General features: G+C 49.0%; 15 protein-coding genes. 9 read left to right on the top strand and 6 right to left on the bottom strand.

Annotation, left to right across the window (positions count from 1 at the left end; genetic code table 11):
• Position 1: 1 nt before the first annotated feature.
• Entirely contained in the window at positions 2 to 1195 is a 1194-nt protein-coding gene (locus ACYVH9_RS28595) for an MFS transporter (RefSeq protein ID WP_460639867.1), read from the bottom strand.
• A 294-nt stretch (positions 1196 to 1489) separates the two neighbouring features.
• A complete protein-coding gene (locus ACYVH9_RS28590) occupies positions 1490 to 1816 on the bottom strand; it encodes a VOC family protein (RefSeq protein WP_460639866.1) in 327 nt (108 codons plus the stop codon).
• Positions 1817 to 1958: 142 nt separating this feature from the next.
• Here ACYVH9_RS28590 and ACYVH9_RS28585 point away from each other — a divergent pair, with 142 nt between their 5' ends.
• From ACYVH9_RS28585 to ACYVH9_RS28575, 3 genes are all read left to right on the top strand, one after another.
• A complete protein-coding gene (locus ACYVH9_RS28585) occupies positions 1959 to 2555 on the top strand; it encodes a MarR family winged helix-turn-helix transcriptional regulator (RefSeq protein WP_460639865.1) in 597 nt (198 codons plus the stop codon).
• A gap of 184 nt (positions 2556 to 2739) precedes the next feature.
• A complete protein-coding gene (locus ACYVH9_RS28580; protein WP_460639864.1) occupies positions 2740 to 3858 on the top strand; it encodes a glycosyltransferase in 1119 nt (372 codons plus the stop codon).
• A gap of 342 nt (positions 3859 to 4200) precedes the next feature.
• Positions 4201 to 4980, top strand: coding sequence for a hypothetical protein (locus ACYVH9_RS28575; protein ID WP_460639863.1), 780 nt, complete (start codon positions 4201 to 4203; stop codon positions 4978 to 4980).
• A gap of 310 nt (positions 4981 to 5290) precedes the next feature.
• Here the strand turns inward: ACYVH9_RS28575 and ACYVH9_RS28570 are convergent, their stop codons facing one another.
• Positions 5291 to 6268, bottom strand: coding sequence for a helix-turn-helix transcriptional regulator (locus tag ACYVH9_RS28570; protein WP_460639862.1), 978 nt, complete (start codon positions 6266 to 6268; stop codon positions 5291 to 5293).
• A gap of 90 nt (positions 6269 to 6358) precedes the next feature.
• Between ACYVH9_RS28570 and ACYVH9_RS28565 the strand changes: the two genes are divergently transcribed.
• Complete coding sequence (locus ACYVH9_RS28565; RefSeq protein ID WP_460639861.1) at positions 6359 to 7474, top strand: FAD-dependent monooxygenase; 1116 nt, start codon at positions 6359 to 6361, stop codon at positions 7472 to 7474.
• Positions 7475 to 7545: 71 nt separating this feature from the next.
• On the opposite strand, the gene ACYVH9_RS28560 is transcribed toward ACYVH9_RS28565, so the two are convergent.
• The gene (locus ACYVH9_RS28560; RefSeq protein ID WP_460639860.1) at positions 7546 to 9939 is read right to left on the bottom strand and encodes a TonB-dependent receptor domain-containing protein; all 2394 of its coding nucleotides are present in this window, start codon (positions 9937 to 9939) and stop codon (positions 7546 to 7548) included.
• Between the two features lie 107 nt (positions 9940 to 10046).
• Positions 10047 to 11117: a helix-turn-helix domain-containing protein gene (locus ACYVH9_RS28555; RefSeq protein WP_460639859.1), complete on the bottom strand. Its 1071-nt coding sequence runs from the start codon at positions 11115 to 11117 to the stop codon at positions 10047 to 10049.
• Between the two features lie 674 nt (positions 11118 to 11791).
• Here ACYVH9_RS28555 and ACYVH9_RS28550 point away from each other — a divergent pair.
• The 5 genes from ACYVH9_RS28550 to ACYVH9_RS28530 all read left to right on the top strand — a co-directional run bounded on the left by ACYVH9_RS28550 (position 11792) and on the right by ACYVH9_RS28530 (position 15609).
• Entirely contained in the window at positions 11792 to 12373 is a 582-nt protein-coding gene (locus ACYVH9_RS28550; RefSeq protein ID WP_460639858.1) for a Crp/Fnr family transcriptional regulator, read from the top strand.
• 72 nt (positions 12374 to 12445) lie between these two features.
• Positions 12446 to 12880, top strand: a complete 435-nt coding sequence (locus ACYVH9_RS28545) for a cupin domain-containing protein (RefSeq protein ID WP_460639857.1) — start codon at positions 12446 to 12448, stop codon at positions 12878 to 12880.
• Between the two features lie 206 nt (positions 12881 to 13086).
• Positions 13087 to 13887, top strand: coding sequence for a bifunctional 2-polyprenyl-6-hydroxyphenol methylase/3-demethylubiquinol 3-O-methyltransferase UbiG (ubiG, locus tag ACYVH9_RS28540; protein WP_460639856.1), 801 nt, complete (start codon positions 13087 to 13089; stop codon positions 13885 to 13887).
• Positions 13888 to 14193: 306 nt separating this feature from the next.
• The gene (locus tag ACYVH9_RS28535) at positions 14194 to 15255 is read left to right on the top strand and encodes a ScyD/ScyE family protein (RefSeq protein WP_460639855.1); all 1062 of its coding nucleotides are present in this window, start codon (positions 14194 to 14196) and stop codon (positions 15253 to 15255) included.
• Positions 15256 to 15432: 177 nt separating this feature from the next.
• Entirely contained in the window at positions 15433 to 15609 is a 177-nt protein-coding gene (locus ACYVH9_RS28530; RefSeq protein WP_460639854.1) for a hypothetical protein, read from the top strand.
• A 214-nt stretch (positions 15610 to 15823) separates the two neighbouring features.
• Here ACYVH9_RS28530 and ACYVH9_RS28525 read toward each other — a convergent pair.
• On the bottom strand, positions 15824 to 18072 hold a 2249-nt coding region (locus tag ACYVH9_RS28525; RefSeq protein ID WP_460639853.1), incomplete at its 5' end, for a putative Ig domain-containing protein.

Below are 18072 nucleotides of genomic sequence, written 5' to 3'. Positions count from 1 at the left end.
TTTAAGCCGTTTTATCTTTCAGTCCATAACTCAGGGCCACCACGACCAGCAACACCGCCAACAACCCCAAAGCCATGCTCAATGAAGAGCGTTGCGCGATAAAGCCCAATAAGGCCGGCCCAGCCAGCATCCCTGTATACCCCATGGTGGTAATGGCCGGCAGACTTACGGTCGGCGAGATGCCCGGCATCCGGCCCGCCTGGCTGAAAAACACCGGCACAATGTTGGCTGCGCCCAAGCCCAATAGCACAAAGCCAATGAGTGCTCCGCCTACCCATGGACTCAGAACGGCAATGCCCAGACCCACTGCCCCCAGCAGACTGCCCCCCACCACGACTGTTTTGCCGTTCAGATGGGTCACCAGCTTATCACCTACTAACCGCATCGTCGCCATCGCAATGGAAAAGGCCGAATAGCCCACGCCTGCAAACTCCGGTTCGATGTGTTTGCTATCGCGGAGAAAGATGGCGCTCCAATCCAGCACGGCCCCTTCGGCCAGGAAAATAGCAAAGCACATCAATCCGATGAAGATAATGCGGCTATCTAACCAGCTGAACCGCTGCTTAACTGAGGATGGTTGTTCATCGGCTGCCGAAAAGTGAGCAATCGCCTGTTGCTCTATTGGTAAAGGAAACAAGTTTTGAAATTGAGTCAGGGTAATAAGGATCATCAGGGCGGCAATGCTGATGGCCGCATACAGCGGGTTAAGGCCCAGTTTAATCAAAAATCCTAAACCCAACGAGCCCAATAGCCCCCCAACACTAAAGAGGCCATGCAAGGACGACATGATGGGCCTTCCGTACAGGTTTTCCACCTGTACGCCATGCGCATTCATGGCTACGTCAATGGTGCCAATGCTAGCGCCGAATATAAACAACGTGACGGCCATTGCAGCGGTGGAGGGAAGGATGACCAGCAGGGGCAGAGAAAGTGCCATCACCAGCGCTGCAGCGGTCATGACAAGACGGCTGCCAAAGCGTCTCACCAGCCAGCCCGAGGTAGGCATCATTAGCATGGACCCCCCGCCCAGCAGCAAGAGTAACAAACCCAGGTTCGCGTCATTCAAAGCCAAGCGGTCTTTGGCAAAGGGCACCATCGGTGCCCAACTGGACATTCCCAAGCCGCAAACGAGAAAAATTAGTTGGGTAGCTAGGCGGGCTTTCAACACCTGCCCCGTTGGTATGGCAACATTCATCAAGCGACTAGGATAATTAGGGTAGCCGCCAAATGTATAAAAAAGGAATATGCTATTCTAACATATGGCGCAACGTAACCTTCCTTCTTATCAACTTGCCCTCAGTCGACCGCCCCTTCCCCTGGCCGTTCCCCAAAGACAACTCTTGGTGAGTGGACGGGTCTGTACGGAAAGGAAGGAACGGGTGGGAACGTTAGGCCATTAAACCGCCGGTCCACCAAGGCGTACAAGCTCGCCTTGACTCGTCCGAATTAGATATAAGGAGAGCTTGTACCTTTTCTTCGTGTAGCGTAATCAATTCTTATTCATCCAAAACCGCAATAGGTTCCCATCGGGGTCTTTGAAACTGGCAATGTAGGCCCCCTTTCCTAAGTCCATGATCGGATGAATCATCGGAATACCGTAGGTGTCGATAAAGCGTTCTATATCATCCACGGCGAAGGAGAGGACAATGTTCTCATTGGGCTGCTCATTTGCTTTGCGTTTAAGGACGGCATAGTGGATGCCTTGGTAGTCGCACTCCCAATGGTCGGGTGTGTTTCCATGACGATTTAGGGCCAGTGGTAGCCCCAACACCTCGCTGTAAAATTTGACCAGCCGCTCGGGCTCGGGAGAGGACATGATAATTCCTGATAGCCCTTTCACTTTTAATTTTTCCATATTTATAGCAGTTATGATCCAAATGTCGAATATATACAACACAAATGATATAATAAAATCATTTGTGTTGCTTTTTAGTATTTTTACATCAAATCTGATGTAAATGAAGAAGGCGGTTGAATTAATTACTTTATGGGCGAAGTATGAAGAAGAGAACCCCGGGGCCGATATCCGTCAATTTTGTCAGGCCTACTTAACCCAGCCGGAGCAGCGGTCGGTGGAAGTTGCCTTTTGGCAATCCCCCGTTCCTCCTGACAGCACCAGCACATTTACTAAACTGGTGGGCAGGGTTGCCAAACTGCACACGGTAGATGCGGAGAGCGCTTTCAAAGTATTCGGAATCAGTAGCTTCGACGAATTTTTATACCTCAATTCCATTGCAAATACCCTAAATCCTAAAAAAACAGACGTTATCTTAGCTAATTTCAATGAGTTATCATCCGGTTTGTTAATTCTTAGTCGATTAAAGAAGGCTGAATTAATTGTGGAGCAGGAGGATGAATTTGATAAGAGGACTAAACGGTTGGCCATAACCGAAGAAGGGGGCAGGGTGTTAAAAGCCTGCTATCAAACCTTGAATGAAGTGAACGAAAGGTGTTTCGGCGCGTTGTCCGATGAACAGGTACAAATGGGCATTGAGTTATTGCAACCTATTGAGGCTTCACTCGCTACGAAATGGATAGAGGCCAAGAAGAAATAGCGGGTATACGGCTTTCAACCCAAGGGTGATTCATTCAATTTCTGCCCTTCTATAGTCCTGTCGCAGGTTTAACAACAGAAAAGTAAAAACTCAGCACGGGCAACGGGACGTGGTTTTCAAGGTGGTCCTTTGTCAATCGTTCCATGATTCAACGATTTTTGATGGGAAATTTCAATAGTCCAGCATGCAACAGGCCAAACGATCGGTACAAAATCCGCACATCTTACTAGCACCGCTGGATTGGGGGCTGGGACATACCACGCGGTGCATCCCGGTGATCCGCCTGTTGCTGGCCAAAGGCTGCCGCATAACGCTGGCCGCCGAGGGGGCATCCGCGTTGTTGCTGCGGAGCAATTTTCCGGACATTCCAATTCTGCCACTCGAAGGGTACCGCATCACCTACAGCCGCCACGCAAGCACATTTGCCGCCAGAATCATTGGCCAGATTCCGCGCATTCTGCGCGCTATTCGGAAAGAAGGCCGTTGGCTTGTGGCTATGCACCGTGAACATCGCTTCGATTTGGTCATCTCCGATAACCGCTATGGGCTCAAAATCCCAGATCTCCCAGCCGTGATCCTTACGCATCAGCTGCGGATTCGCTCCGGGAAAGGTGCCCTGGTCGATGATGTCCTTCAAAAGTTGCATTACCCGCTGCTGGAAAAGTTCGACCAATGCTGGGTGGTGGACCGTGATGGGAAGGATAACCTCGCCGGTACCTTGTCGCACCCCACGCAGCTTCCCCGAAATGCTCAGTACGTTGGTTGGTTGTCTCAACTGAAGATTCCCATCGACGATCTGCTGGTGCCTCAAAACCGGATTCTGGTGCTCCTTTCGGGCCCCGAACCCATGCGTAGCCTGCTTGAAGCACGTATTCTGAACCAAATAACCCCTTTAAACCAGTACGAGTTTACGTTTGTAGCCGGTAATCCGGCTGGGCGGATACCGGATGGATTGCCTTCTCATCTTGCGTACTTCACCCATCTAAATGCCACGCAACTGAGCCTTGAAATCGCCCATGCTGGCCTGGTAATCTGCCGCAGTGGCTATTCAACGCTGATGGATCTTGCCGTCACGGGCCGGAAAGCATTGCTCATTCCAACGCCCGGCCAGCCAGAACAGGAGTACCTGGGCACATTCCTGTTGGAAAAAGGCTTCTTTTATTGTAAAAAACAGGCTGCTCTGGATCTGGTGGTCGATATTCCGCGGGCGTTTCAAATGCCCGGTATAAGCTTGGATCGAAACCCGCCATCATACCAACTGCTGGAAACGGCCGCCCGTTCCGCCCTGGAACTGATTTCCTGATGGGGAGAGGGCCGTTCGTCTTGCTCTTAACCGGAATAGGCCCGGATAAGCTTCCCTGAAACCAGAATTGGGCCGATTAAGCCCAAACAGTCTACTTTTAGCGGCTTTGTTGCATAGAAGTTTGTGGCGGCAAGGGAGTAAGGGTGCAAGGGAGTAAGGGAGCAAGAAATACAACGGGTCGCCACGGTATAGATCTAAACATAGTGAACGGGCTTTACCGGTAATGGACTCCTTTCCCAAGGCTAGGGCAGGGAAGGATTCCACCTGAAAAAATTGGAGGTAAGAAAAAAACGTTAGCGAATAAATGTAACTTGTGGATAATATTCATATGATGAAAATAGATTGACTGTATTGAACTTCGCCAATGCTTTCCATGAAAATAGCATTTACTTTTTTTCTTTTCTGTTTTGGGGCCATTTGGCTTATTGTCAAGCCGATTCGCTTTTTGAGAATCGCCAAACGTCTTACTTTTTTCAAAAGAATGCACGGCCTTTGCCCAAAGGAACCTTCACGTATAATAACTATTACTTACTGATCAACTCCGCTTCCTACCAAGTAACCAACCGTGTAAGTGTGGGGGCTGGCGTTTGTATTTTGCCGGTTGATGTGGCGGCCCCACCTTTTTCTTTACAACTCCAGTATTCGTTACCGATTACCAATACTATCCACCTGGCGGCCAACGTAACCTATTACCAAGTCAAGTACAAACCCGTTAAGAAGGGGGGCTTACTAGCTCCTCAGGTACTGATTACCGCAGGTAACGCAAAGAGTAATGGAACATTTGGCGTGAGCGTATTACGTGGCAATCTTGCTTTTCATGATTATGGTAATGGCGTAGCAGTTGCTGTTCCCAATAAAATAAACCTCATTAGCAGTATAGCCTACAGCAGACACCTGTTTGGGGATATCTCGTTAATTACTCAAAACCACTTTATCCAAACCGCTGGTTTTTTAAGTAAAAATTATTCTAACGTTTGGTTTTTATCATTGGGAGGTCGGTTGGATTATAAGCGGAATGCGGTGAAAGTAGGCATCGTTAAACTCCATTACCCGAATGGGGATCAAGTCAGATTTTCCAGAGCCTATCCGTTTATTGGTTATTCGGTATCCATGAAAAAATAATTCGATGTGTTGATCAATTGTCTTAAGAGTAAATTTCTCATTCACAGAAGAAAGCGTTTTGAAGGGGCTGCTTGGTAGAAGACTTCTCTACGGGACTCAAAAATGATTCAGGACTTTTTTTTCAGGCAGGAAAATGGATGGGTTTGCTTAACTTCATCAACATTTAACGGAATCCGGGAGTCCATACAACCGGACCGATAACGGCCTTGCCCTCACTTCCTCTTTTCATCGCATCATTCCTGTGATCCCAGTTCATCTGCACCGTGCCTGAATGAGCTATTCAACAAAAGATTCTCCCCGTCCGTGTTTTTTATCCTTTTTCCATGCTCCACTTTTTCGGCTTGGAGCCCAGATGCTCTTCAAACAAACGGGTAAAATGGCTAAGGTTGGAAAAACCGAGTCGATAGCCGGTTTCGGATACCGTAAGATTTTCGTCCCGCAGGAGCCGGGCCGCTTCCTGCATCCGGACGCGCTGGAAATAATCGTACAGTCCCATGCCGAAAATTTGGACAAATAATTTGCGCAGTTTCAATTCATTCATGCCGGCTATTTTTACCAGCTCCTTGACGGGAGTGGGTTCATTAAGGGTTGTCGTCAAGACATCCCGTACTTTATAAATTGCCTTCAGATCATCAATTTTAATGTTTTCATGATTTGTCGCCTTCCTTTTGCTCAAATCACGAAATAGAAAGTATAACAACTCCAGTGTTTTTAACCGGTAGTACAAACCCGGTAGGGCGGGTTGGACACTGGTCTTACTGATCTCAGTGGCCACCCGTACAATATCGGCCGACATTAATTCATCAATAAAGAACTGATTTTCCTGCTCGAACAAAAAATTAAAACGAGCCTGACTTTCTTTTAAAAGTAGTTGCAGATAGTCCAGACTAACCATGATCGAGATGAGCTTTTCATGCGAATGCTTTGGTAATTGAAGGCGCGCGCCCGAATGTAACGGCATGATTTGTAGGCTCGGGAGCTCTTCGATCAAAACCGTTTGTTTAGGCTCAACAGCTTCAAATCCGTCATCAAAAAAGTTCTTAAAGCTAATCAGAATCCCGTGCTCAATGGCCGTAATAGGACCCCGCTCAAAAGCAAATTCCTTTTTAGAAACCAGGCTCCGGACCATCAGCGCAAACTCCGGTAGAAAATCAAAAATCTGGACGTTATTAAACTCGAAGCTCTGCAAAAAATCGTCGTGAACGTCTTTGGATAGCTGTACGCCCAGGCGTTCTGCCATTGACGCCATTTTGGCAAAGTTCTGTTGGTGATCGGTTTGCGACTTCATGTTTACGACTGTTTTTACTAGTTATTGCGCTATTTTAAGCCTAAAAGCTGACATTCCTTTGCAGGGAACTTAACATAAAGGCGAATACGTATGGAACAGTCCGTTTTGATTTCAGGTGCCAGCATTGCAGGCCTTACTATGGCTTACTGGATGAAACAGTATAAGTACAAGGTAACCGTCGTTGAAATCGGTCATGGACCAAGAATGGGTGGCACGCCCATTGATGTGCGTGGCGACTCATTGGACACGGCCGAGAGAATGGGCATACTCGATGCCATCAAAGCGGCCAAATTGCCAACAAAAGGTCTTGAATTTCTGAACGCAAGTGGGGAAGTAGAAGGCACTATGTTGGTTGAGGAAATTGGGGCTATCCGGCCCGGTGATGATACGGAAATTCGCCGGGATGACTTAGTCAACATTTTGTATGAAAAGGTAAAAGACGGCGTTGAGTATCGGTTCAACAGCCGCATCGTCGCCTTACAGCAGCGTGAAGATTGTGTTTCCGTTACGTTTAAAGACGGCACTTCTGAGAACTATGATTTTGTCATTGGGGCTGATGGGATCCACTCCGGGGTAAGAAAGCTGGCTTTTGGTCCGGAAGAGCAATTTACCCATTTCTTGAATTTCTATTTTTCGGTTTTTCCGGTGGACAAAAGCTTAGGCAAGAAAAATTACGGACAAATGTATACCACACCGACGAACATGGCCGTCGTCTATTATTACAATGAGGAGCACGCGGATGGCTTTTTGACGTTCCGGACAAACGAAAAAATTAGCTATAATCGGCACGATATCGAAGCTCAGAAGCAGCTTGTCATTGACGCTTTCAAAAGCCTGGGATGGAAAGTGCCTCAGCTGATCGAGGAAGTAAAAAAAGCCGACACCTTTTATTTTGACCAGGGTTGTCAAATAAAGATGCCTGCCTGGACCATAGGCCGGGTCGCCTTGGTCGGTGATGCCGGGTATGCACCGGCATTTCCGACGGGTATGGGCAGTACATTGGCCCTACAAGGCGCTACGGTACTGGCCGATGCGATGGCTAATGCTGCTACGTACCAGGATGCTTTTCTGCACTACAATGAAGTTTTTCGTCCCACTGTGGACGCCTTACAGGCAACGGTTTATGACGGTATTTCCTTTTTGTTGCCCGAAACGCAGGAGGCCATTTCCGTTAGGAACAGGGGAACGCAACGGGGGGAACGTTAACCGGAAGAATCAGGGATTCTCTCGCCTAATTCGGTTCTTGTAAATCAGCCTGGCGGTTCGGGGGCAGCCCCTTATTTAGCCCGATTTTGCTCCGTTTCAGCCGTTGACCGGCTGCGGTAACCGATTTTGAGGGGTTTTCCGAAACGGTAGGTGAGGCTCATCGTAACATTGGCCGTATTGTAGGTTCTGTCGAAATAAATAGCGGTTTTACCGACGTTGTACGTCCCCGACGCGTTGGTTTGGTGAAACAAGTCGTTGGCTGTCAACCGAAGCTTCCAGGCATTTTTGAAAAAATCTTTTTCCAGACCGAGGGTTACCGTAGCCCGGCTCTTGTTGTAATAAAGTCCGTAGTATTTATCACCCAGATACCAGGCCACGAGTTGCACTTTGAATAGGTTGTTGACCTGCAACGAGTGGCTGGTGTAAACGTACAGGTGGGGGCGGGGTTTAATCAATTCAAAACCGTACTGATGGTCAACCGACTTACTCCGGCTTACTGTAAGGCTGGTGGTGGTATTCCACCAGCCCCTGGTAAAAACGGCCGAACCGGTTAGAAAAACGGTATGATCTTTTTCCAGATTAATGCCTTTGAGCACATAGCTGTTGGGGCCATCGCCCCGCAAAGCAGCTCCGCTTATGGGGTCTTTGGTGAAATTATAACCGGCTCGCAGATCAAAATCCCGGTAGCTCAGTCCCGTTTCAACCGAATGAACCTTTTCGGGGCGTAAACCGGGGTTTCCTTGGATGCTCGTGAAAGGATCCTGATAAATCACCCACGGATTCAGGGCCTGATACCGCGGGCGGGTAATTTTAGCCACGTAGGAAAGGCGAACGTTCAGTTCCGCCGAAACCGCTTTTGTCAGCAATAAATTGGGAAACAGATGGCCGTAACTTTTTTGAAGCTGCTGGCCGGATCCGGCACTTGTGTTGAGTTCGTACTGCGTCCACTCACCCCGAATACCGGCCGCATAACGGGTGCGCTTGCCAAGTCCGCCGTCGTACTGAATATAGGCTGCAGGGATGCGTTCGGTGTAATCAAACTGGCTGGATAGGGCAGGGTCAAACTGAAAACCATCTTCGGAAGCGGCAATGAGGAAGTCGGTGCTGGAAGCGGTGCTGGCGAAGGAGAGCTTTAACCCCGTTTCGAGCTTATTGCCGTTACCAAACCGTTTGGTATAATCCAGTTGGGTGCTCCAAATTGTGATATGATACGATTGGTGATTTTTAAGGAGCCGTGCGAAGCTGCTGTCATTGAGGAGATTGCTTTCCTGAATTCCATCACGGACATCCGTTTGGAAGCGAGCAACCTGACTGCCCACAAAAAAAGCGGAGCCGAGTGAATCCAGGGTACGGTTGTAATTCAGGAGGAACGAGTGATTGAGCCGTTTTTCATTTTTGGCGAGCGTGCTGTTGTAAAGCCCCTGATTGACGGCGTCATCGATCTTATTTTGGCTGTATTGTCGACCGCCCAGGCGATCCAGGTTTCCTTTGTAGGCCAGGGACAGGACTGCGTTTGCTGTTGGATTATACTGGGCCCCCAGGCTATAGCTGGAATAATTGCGGAGCTGTCGCTGCCAGTCAGTCGTTAATTCCGAACGTAAAAAGATCGCCGAATCCGGCCGGGTTCGGGTGGTGTAAAGCACCTCACGGTCCTTGCCGGTGCGGAAGGTGTAATTCCCGGATACGGTCAGCTTACCGTGCCGGTACGTAAAATCGGCCAGGGTATTGCCTTCACCCCCGGCAAAAGGCGAATAGGTCAACTGCTGCATCACCGATCCCGAAGTCCCTCGTTCGGCATTTTGCCGGGTTATAATCCGAATCACGGCTTTTCCCTCGGCATCGTAGCGGGACGAGGGATTGACAATAACTTCCACCCGAACAATCTGGCTAACCGGTATCGTCATCATTTGCTCGTACGTGATGGCCTGATTGTTTAAGAAGATCAGTGCTTCGCCTTTCCCCACCACGCTGATCCGCCCTTCCGTAAAGGTAATGCCGGGGGATCGTTCGAGAAGTTGGTTGACGGAAGCACTACCCGCCAGTATGGAACCCGCAACCTGCACCTCTATCGTGCCGTTGATTCCGTGCCGGACCAGGGGGGGCTGGCGGGTGAAGCGGACTTCATTCATTAGAATGGCCTGTTCCCGCAGGACAATTACTCCCAAATTCCGGTGCGAAAAGGATCTGTCTGCAAGGGCAATCAGGGAATCTGCAAACGACAGGCTTCTTAACCGGAGAACGGTCTTGGCAGGTCGGATGGCTGAAAAAGAAACGCGACCATCCGGAAAGTGGCCACTTTTCAGTAGGACAGAATCGGGTAGGGAAAGCAGATGGGCATCCACTGCCACGGGTTGCTGCCGGGCATCCACAATGGTGGCATTCAACGAATAAGTGGGCTGACTAAGGACCGAATGAGCCAGTGTGAACAGGAAACCTGTTACGAAGAGCAAGCCGGTGAATTTCATGGCTGATTGACAAAGGATGTGGTTGAATCCAAAAGTCAGCAGCAGATCGGTAGTAGGGGTTCAGGAAAAGAAAAACAGGCGTATGAATTTATAAAACCGTACTGTTTTTATAAGGTAATGGTTTGATTAGTAGATTGTTGGTAATTGGAAGGGGTAACTCCTTTAATTTTTTTAAAGGCGGCAAAAAAGGTTGATTTGGAATTAAAGCCCACTTCATACCCAATGGCCTCCAGGGTAAAACGCGGTTCATTGGTCATCCTGTTGCAGGCTTCGGCAATCCGGTATTCGTTGATGTACGTGGTGTAATTTTTGCCCAGGTGATCGTTGAGTAAGGCCGAGAGCTGGTGTGCGGAGATCTGTATTTCGTTTGACAAATCATGTAGCTTCAGATCAGGGTTTTTATAAACGGCTTTTTCCGTCATCACTTTTTCGAGTTTGGTCAGCCAGCGTTGCGCATCGGATTCGTTTAGCTTTTTAGGCATGGGCTTGTCGGGTAAAACCAGCAAAAGCGCGTCGGTATTTTTCCGGTAAACCAGTAGGGTGGCCATCAGGTATAGAATCAGGGTAAAGGCAATGGCTCCGCTGATATAGGAAGCGAATGGAGCATTGATCAGGGAGGTAAAATAAAACAGAAAGATGACCGCATTGCCCGCAAAGATCATACAGATCCAGGTTTCGGCGGGTTTCATGCGGTAATCCCGGCGGAACAGGTTCGCCAATAGGCTCCGAATGGCCCACCCGGAAGCCAGCAGAAAGCAAAACCATTGTATATAGATGATTTTGGCAAAATACTGATTCCAATAGGCCGGAAATGCTTCATACGGGAAGAGAATTCCCGTTGTGATAATGACGAGGGCCAACAAAATGATCGTTCCAACCCAGCTTTTCGGTACTTTTTCCAACGGTTTTACGGCCGAACGCACAAAAAAATACAGCAGAGGACCGATAAAAAAACAGGCAGAAAGACCGATTTGCAGGTAGATTTTGGGTAACCGGCCGTCAAAATAAAGAAAAACCGATTTGCCGATTCGAACGCTAAGTGCCAATAGGAGAGCACCCAGCATGTAGTTGGCCAGGTACTTCTTCTGGGTAAAAAACAGCAGGAAGACACCTAAAACTAATCCGTTGAACGCGCCCAGGGCACTGAAAAAGAATAGAATCTCTTGGCTGGTATTCATGGTGAAGGAACGAGATATGCCTTCAAATGTAACAGTTTGACGACCGCATATCAAGCTGTCATTCCAGCATTCTTTTGAAACTAGATTGATTTTTTACACCCTGGTTGACGCCCCAGATTGACCGGATCCGAATTCGTTGTGTACGCTAAATGGGGCTGCAATTCGAAACAAACGCGAAAAGCTAACGAATGAGCCGTTCAGGAAAGAAAGTGTTCCTGGTTTAGCCCTAAAGCCTGGCTTGGTTGAACGGACCCTGGTAGCAAAAGTGGAGCACTGATGATCAGTTCCTATTTTAAACCGCTGGTTAATCGTTGTGTCACCTCCAACGGGAACGCTGTTGTTTGCGGACCAAACCGGTTGATTTTCGGAAGCGCGTAGGGACTTTCTTTTTTATAGTAGATGTCGGGAACGATTGACTCGATCTTACCGCCGTTGTAATTGGTTACACCCAGGTTATATTTTTGAGTAAGTGGCAAGTCTAAGAACCCAGGCCCTCATCAATTTCCTGCTCTTAAACTTCTTTAGGGCTCCGTAAATTATTTCTTTCCCTTTGGGCTGCTGGTAGGTAGATCCAGGATTTACCTGTATTTACTTTCTAGAAAGGTTATTCTTCGTAGGGACAAGTTGCCAGAAACAATCCCTATGGGTTAATCGAGCTAATCTTGAACTACATGATGGAATCCCACTTACTGCTTACGACATTACGGCAAAGACATCATTTCCCGGAAGAGGAATTTCAAAAATTTCTCCCGCTTTTTGGCGAGCAAATTCTTCCTAAAAACGAAATGCTTTTTGAGCAGGATGCAGTGGTAAAGCACGTTTCATTTGTCTTGAAAGGTTGCCTGCGACAATACCATACCACGTCGGAAGGCAATGAACGAAATATCTTTTTCGCCGAGGAAGGGTGGTGGTGTGGGGAAATGGAGAGCTTTATCAATCGAATTCCTTCTACCATGAGCATGCAGGCGCTGGAAGATTGCCACCTTCTTTATCTCAACCGGGAGAAATGGGAATATGCCACCCGAACCATTCCAGATTATGCACTGTACCAAATCATAAACCGGGGGCGCACGGTGGCCTGGCTCAAAAATATGCTCAGTAACATGGCGACTGAAACGCCCGATGAAAAATACCGTCGGATATTGAAAGAATCTCCCCACTGGATCAACCGGTTGCCCCAATACCATATCGCCAGTTATTTGGGCGTAACCCCAGAGACGTTGAGCCGCATCCGAAAAAGAAACAGGCATTTATAACTTTCTTGATTCGGATCAATTTTTTACATGAAGTTGCTGATTTACTTTGTCCTGGTTAACAAAGCAAATCCTATGAAACCTTCTGAGGTGATCAACCTGGGCAATGGGTTAGAAGTCCATTTTTGTTTAGATGCGTCTGACACCAATGCCCAGTTTACATTGTTTAAAGTAGTCATTCATCCAAACGCGAAAGTGCCAGCAGCGCACTACCACGATAATTTTGATGAAACCTTGTATGGTATAAAGGGGTCGCTCACGCTGACGGTGGATGACCAGATTCTCCAACTTAACCCCGGCGACCATTACTTCATCAAAAGAGGGAGGATTCATAGTTTTACGAACAACACCAGCGAAACGGTGGAAATCCTGGCTTTTGCGAATCCCGGGGTGTTTACTTCCAACTACTTCAAAGACTTGCTGGGAATAATGAGGGCAGGAGGTCCTCCAGACATGGGGAAAATAAAGAAGATCATGCTGGAATATGGATTAGTGCCCGTTGCAAATTAAGAATCAGCCTTGGAATTTTACCCATCAAGTCCGTTCAATTCCTTCTAGTCCCTAGAATGAACTGATAAGGCCGTGATGCAACAGCATCCCAGTCCTCCTCGATTTCTAGTCTGAAAAACCGGTAAGTGGCCTATCGCTTCGCTTGCCGAAGGCCAGTTATTGCCCATTTTATTCTATAAATGAGTCTTATTTATTCCTGATGAACGATGGAGAAAGTTGCTACAGAGGTATATAACCAGATAAACAATGCTGTTTATAAAAAGGAAGGCGATATATGGTGGAAGCCCGATAGTGTGCTCCATATTCTAAAAACTTCCGTAAACCCCTGGCGGGTTGGCTTTGCAAAGAAAGTTTTACAAAAGCTAATGATAAACGCTGCGGGAAAATCAGCGCTGGAAGTAGGGTGTGGAGGTGGAATCCTCACCGAAGAGATTAGTAAAATGGGATTCAACACGACTGGAATTGATCCGGCTGCGGAGTCAATCCATACGGCCCGAAATCACGCCAACGCTGCAAAACTTGCCATCCGCTACGAAGTCGGGTCCGGTGAGCGAATTCCTTTTCCGGATGCGTCGTTTGATGTCATTTTTTGTTGTGATGTCCTAGAGCATGTGGAAGATTTGCCGAAGGTTATTTCTGAAATCTCCCGGGTGCTCAAACCCAACGGCATATTTGTTTATGACACCATCAACAGGACGTTTATCAGCAAGCTTGTTGCCATTAAAATTTGGCAGGAATGGAAACGCTGGGCTTTTATGCCCCCCAATCTCCACGTCTGGGACATGTTCATTCGGCCGGATGAACTGAAAGATCTCCTCAAAGCCAACCGATTGGAATGGAAGGAACATGTAGGTTCCAAGCCCAACATTTCCCTGCCTAAAATGCTGAGCTTTCTCAGGAAACGAGTCAAAGGCGAATGGACCTTTGTGGAGTTGGGTGCAAACTTCTGCCTGGTGGAAGATTCCGATATGAATATGCTCTATGCCGGCTACGCTGTAAAGCGATAGGTCGAAGGAGTAAGTTTTCAAGGCCGTGACAGCTGGAGGGCGAAGAATAGAACTGGTTATTTAATCCGCCCCGTTACCCAGCCAGGATTATTTGAAGTCACTTCCTGACGAAAGGCCTCCAGTAAGCAACCAGGAATTGAGACGCCACCGGGTCAAAAAGCTCCGACGATAGGACCGGTGTAGAAACTGGTTGGAGCGATGGGTAGCTTGTTTATAGCTTTTACCTACTGCCACTTTCAAAAAACCGGACTACTTCAAAACCGCTGTTAAAAGCGTTCAGATTATCTTTCTTTTTCCTATTTCAAGATGACTACAAAACGATTCTATTCGCAATTATGTCAGCCTTTTGCGCTGGTTGGCTTTTTCCTGCTAGGATTTTCAAGCTGTGTATTGGTTGATCATCAGTTTCCGACTCCTACGACCTTCGAGCCCGTGCCAGGCCCTCCGTTGGCCACAGGGCTCAAGTCCCCTCTGGGCATGGCCGAAGACCCGAAAGGCAATGTTTGGGTGACTGAAGCGGGAAGTGGGACGGTTAACAATGGCCAGGTTACGGTCGTTACGCCATCGGGTAGCGTTTTTCCGGTTATAACGGGTTTTCCATCCCTGATGAGTCCCGAAAACTCACCTGAAGGCCTCAATCATTTGGTGTATCAATATGGGAAGTTGTATATCCTGCATGCTACGGAGGATAAATTATACATCGCCGATGTGTCAGGTTTTGTGCCCGGAACAACGCCTGCAGTCGATTTCAGCACAATTCACAGCGAAGATATCGGCACATTTGTCAGAAAGGAACATCCCAATGCGCCTGATGATCCAGATTCTAATCCATACAACCTTACATTTGGGCCTGACGGTGATTTGTTTATCGTTGATGCAGGCGCCAACGCTATTGTTCGCCGTAAGAAAGTGGATGGAAGCCTTAGTATTTTCGCTACGTTTCCCGATGATCCAAACCCCTTATTCCCAGCAGTGGGGACTTCAACAATTGATGCGGTACCGACAGGAATTGTATATGATGGTACCCATTTCCTGGTCAGTACGCTGACCGGTTTTCCGTTTCCGGCTGGTCTTTCAAAAATTTATAAAGTGAGTGCTACCGGTAGCGCGCCTGTTTCACCAACCCTATACAAAGAAGGTTTTTCGGGTATTACAGATATCTTATTGACCCCCAGTGGTAAAAGCATTGTGACGGAGTTTGGCTTTTCGTCGCCCGCTCGAATTGCCAGTGGCGATGATCCAGCAATGAGCTTATTTTCACCAGCTATAACCCCAGTTGATATTGTCTTAAGTAATGTAAACCCCGATGTGTACTATGTGTTGTATTACGGACCGGGTACAATCATGAAATTCAGAGCATCGAAGTAAGATCGAAATAACAAATAGATAAACGAAAGGGGAGGGCCGGGTTGCGGGTTCCTCCCCTTTTTATTCCTATAGAAAATGGTTTCAAGTAGACATTGCGTATAAGCCATGCCGTTTCGTGGACAAGTTTTTTGTAGGACCTTCTTACGTTAAACAGGGTCTTAGCTTTCTACCCTTAAGATGAACGAGGTGCTGATCTTATCGCCTAATCAAGCGATTGGAGCAACTGCTATTCTCTCCATTGATAAACAAGACAACGAGCTGCCGACTCCAATAAATGAATCCGTTGGCTTCAACCTCTCTGGACCACAGCGAGTCGTGGGAAAAAAAAGAGCTTCTTTTACTGCCATGAAATGACTTACGTGTACTTTATCTGACTTCAGCGGTGCAACTCGGTTGAAAAGCTACGGTTGAGATAATCGCGGGAAAACCCAGGATACTAGAAGGGTACGTAACCATCCGATCAGACGTGATTCACATCTTGTTCCAAAATTAGCTACTTACCAAGATTTTGGGCAAACGGGTTAGCGCATTTGCAATAACCCGTTTGCCCTTGGAGGGGTAATCGTTATTAGTTGGCGTACAACAGCTTCACTGTTTTTACCTGTGTGGGCGTGTGCACCTGCAGGGTTAACACCCCTGGTGCCTGCCCAGCTACTGATAGCGTATGGTGTTCCAGCGCGGTCGCTCGAGGCTGCGCCCGTTCGGCAATCACAAGTCCACGCTCATCCAATAGCCGCATTTGCAGGTTTTGCCCTTCGGCACCCCGCACTTCAAACACTACGGCATCACCCCGAACGGGGTTCCCTAGCACCTGTACCTGCAGCGATTGGGGTGTTTCTGCCGATATCCGGGCCGCTGGAGTGCAGTGGTAGGTCTTGGGTGAACCGCTGAGCACAAAATGCGAACCGAGCACCCGGGCAAACACCAGCGTGCCGTTGGTGACACTGGCCGGCGGGGTGAAGTTGTAGACGTGCGCACCATTACCCTTGCCCGCATCCTTCAAATCCTGCCGGTAAATATTGGCCACCGTGCTGCCTAGTACTGTAATCGTTCCGGGGCTCGTTTCCAGGTAAAACTCAACCGTTAGCGGGGTGTTGGGTTTGTCCCGATCCCATACCCACCCTCGGATGCCTCCACAGTCAAGTTTATCGAGGAACCCTTCAAAATTACCCGTGAGGGGTGCACTGCCGGCGGATTGCACCGTGAGCGGAAAACTCACACTATTGCTGGCCCCCAGCGGATCAGTCGCCTGATAGGTCAGTACGAAGGTGCCCGCTTGGGTGGGTGTTCCGCTGAGGGTACGGTTAGGCATTTCAAGGTTTAAGCCCGGGGGCAACCCCTCCAGACGGTACTGAAGCGGTTGGCCTTCCGGATCGGTAAAGGCCACCAGGGTTGCTGAGAAAGGCACGCCAACCTGGGCTGTCAGAGGGGCGACCAAAACCGTAGGCGTGGGCGGCTGGGGTGGTTGGTTGCCCACCGGGGCGGGCTGTGCCTGGCAGTGAATGGTTTTAGGCCCCCCATTCAGGATGAATCCGGGGTTTACAACCCTAGCCGAGAGGGAGTGGGGCTTACCATCTTTGAGCGAGGCCGGAATGGTCCAAATGAAGGCATGGCGTCCATTGCCCTTGCTGGCTTGCAGCAAATCCTGTCGGAATTGATCGGCAAGCAGGGTGGCAATAACGGTTGTTCCATCAAGCAGTTCGACCCACAAAGGAGTATTAGGTTGGGTGCGGTCCCAGACCCAGCCGCGGAAGGTTTCACAGTCGGCCCCGTAGAGGGAGCCATCCAAAGCCCCTGCTACGGGAGAGGTAGTGGGTGACTGCACGGTCAGTGTGAGAGTGGTGCTGTTGCTTGCCCCCTGTGGGTCGGTTGCCTGGTAAGTGAGCACAAAGGTGCCCGGTTGCGTGGGTGTGCCATGGATGACACGTCGGGCGCTATCAAAACGTAACCCGGCGGGTAATCCTGCCAGCTCATGACTGAGCGGTTGGGCCTCGGGATCAGAGAAGGCGGGTAGTTCGGCTACGAACGCAACGTCAAGCTGAGCCACCAAAGCGGGGATCGCTGCCGGAAGCTGGGGGGGATGATTCTGCCCTGGCGTTGGGTTTGGATGACAGATGATCGCTTTGGGTGCATCTTTCAGGACAAAGCCGTGGCCACTGACTCGAGCTGATAGCAGGAGGGAAGAACCGTCTTTAAGCTCCTGGGGGATTGGCCACATGAATCCATGACGTCCATTACCCTTACCCGCCTGGAGCAAATCTTGCCGGAACTGATCGGCTATCAGGGTAGTGATAAGCCGATCTCCATTCAGGATGTCGATGCGCACAGGGTTGTTGGGCTGTTCGGCGTTCCAGACCCAGCCTCGGAAGGAAGCACAGTCAGCGCCGTTAATATAGCCATCATAAGATTCCGAAGCGGTGGGGGCGTTAACGATAACTGAAAGTGTCGTGGTTGGGCTGGCGCACTGATCAACAATACAGGTAGCCTGATAGACGAACGTTCCCGGTTTGTTAGTAAGCACATAAATCGTACCGGTACCGGTTGTGGCATCAGGTCCGGTCCAATGGAGAGTTCCAGGGCAGTTGGTGGCCGTCAGCATCAGGGTAGGACTTCCCTGGGTAACTGTCGTACTTGCCAGATTAGGACTAGAAAGTTGTTGCTGCTGATCGGTGACGACCACGGAAGTGGAACTGCTACAGCCATTGCCACTGGTGACGGTGACCGAGTAAGTCCCGGCAGTGGTGATGGTGCGCTTGGGGGAAGTGGCTCCGTTGTCCCAGCGGTAGGTACTGCCCCCCGTGGCGGTGAGTTCAACAC

Source organism: Larkinella harenae, from assembly GCF_054780515.1.
This window is presented reverse-complemented; position numbering and strand designations above follow the sequence as displayed.

Excerpts from the sequence above, each read along its gene's own strand:
- ACYVH9_RS28545 (WP_460639857.1), top strand. The coding sequence starts at position 12,446 with ATGAAACCTTCTGAGGTGATCAACCTGGGCAATGGGTTAGAAGTCCAT.
- ACYVH9_RS28550 (WP_460639858.1), top strand. The coding sequence starts at position 11,792 with ATGGAATCCCACTTACTGCTTACGACATTACGGCAAAGACATCATTTC.
- ACYVH9_RS28585 (WP_460639865.1), top strand. The coding sequence starts at position 1,959 with ATGAAGAAGGCGGTTGAATTAATTACTTTATGGGCGAAGTATGAAGAA.
- ACYVH9_RS28580 (WP_460639864.1), top strand. The coding sequence starts at position 2,740 with ATGCAACAGGCCAAACGATCGGTACAAAATCCGCACATCTTACTAGCA.
- ACYVH9_RS28530 (WP_460639854.1), top strand. The coding sequence starts at position 15,433 with ATGAACGAGGTGCTGATCTTATCGCCTAATCAAGCGATTGGAGCAACT.
- ACYVH9_RS28595 (WP_460639867.1), bottom strand. The coding sequence starts at position 1,195 with ATGAATGTTGCCATACCAACGGGGCAGGTGTTGAAAGCCCGCCTAGCT.
- ACYVH9_RS28555 (WP_460639859.1), bottom strand. The coding sequence starts at position 11,117 with ATGAATACCAGCCAAGAGATTCTATTCTTTTTCAGTGCCCTGGGCGCG.
- ubiG (WP_460639856.1), top strand. The coding sequence starts at position 13,087 with ATGGAGAAAGTTGCTACAGAGGTATATAACCAGATAAACAATGCTGTT.
- ACYVH9_RS28570 (WP_460639862.1), bottom strand. The coding sequence starts at position 6,268 with ATGAAGTCGCAAACCGATCACCAACAGAACTTTGCCAAAATGGCGTCA.
- ACYVH9_RS28535 (WP_460639855.1), top strand. The coding sequence starts at position 14,194 with ATGACTACAAAACGATTCTATTCGCAATTATGTCAGCCTTTTGCGCTG.
- ACYVH9_RS28560 (WP_460639860.1), bottom strand. The coding sequence starts at position 9,939 with ATGAAATTCACCGGCTTGCTCTTCGTAACAGGTTTCCTGTTCACACTG.
- ACYVH9_RS28565 (WP_460639861.1), top strand. The coding sequence starts at position 6,359 with ATGGAACAGTCCGTTTTGATTTCAGGTGCCAGCATTGCAGGCCTTACT.
- ACYVH9_RS28590 (WP_460639866.1), bottom strand. The coding sequence starts at position 1,816 with ATGTCCTCTCCCGAGCCCGAGCGGCTGGTCAAATTTTACAGCGAGGTG.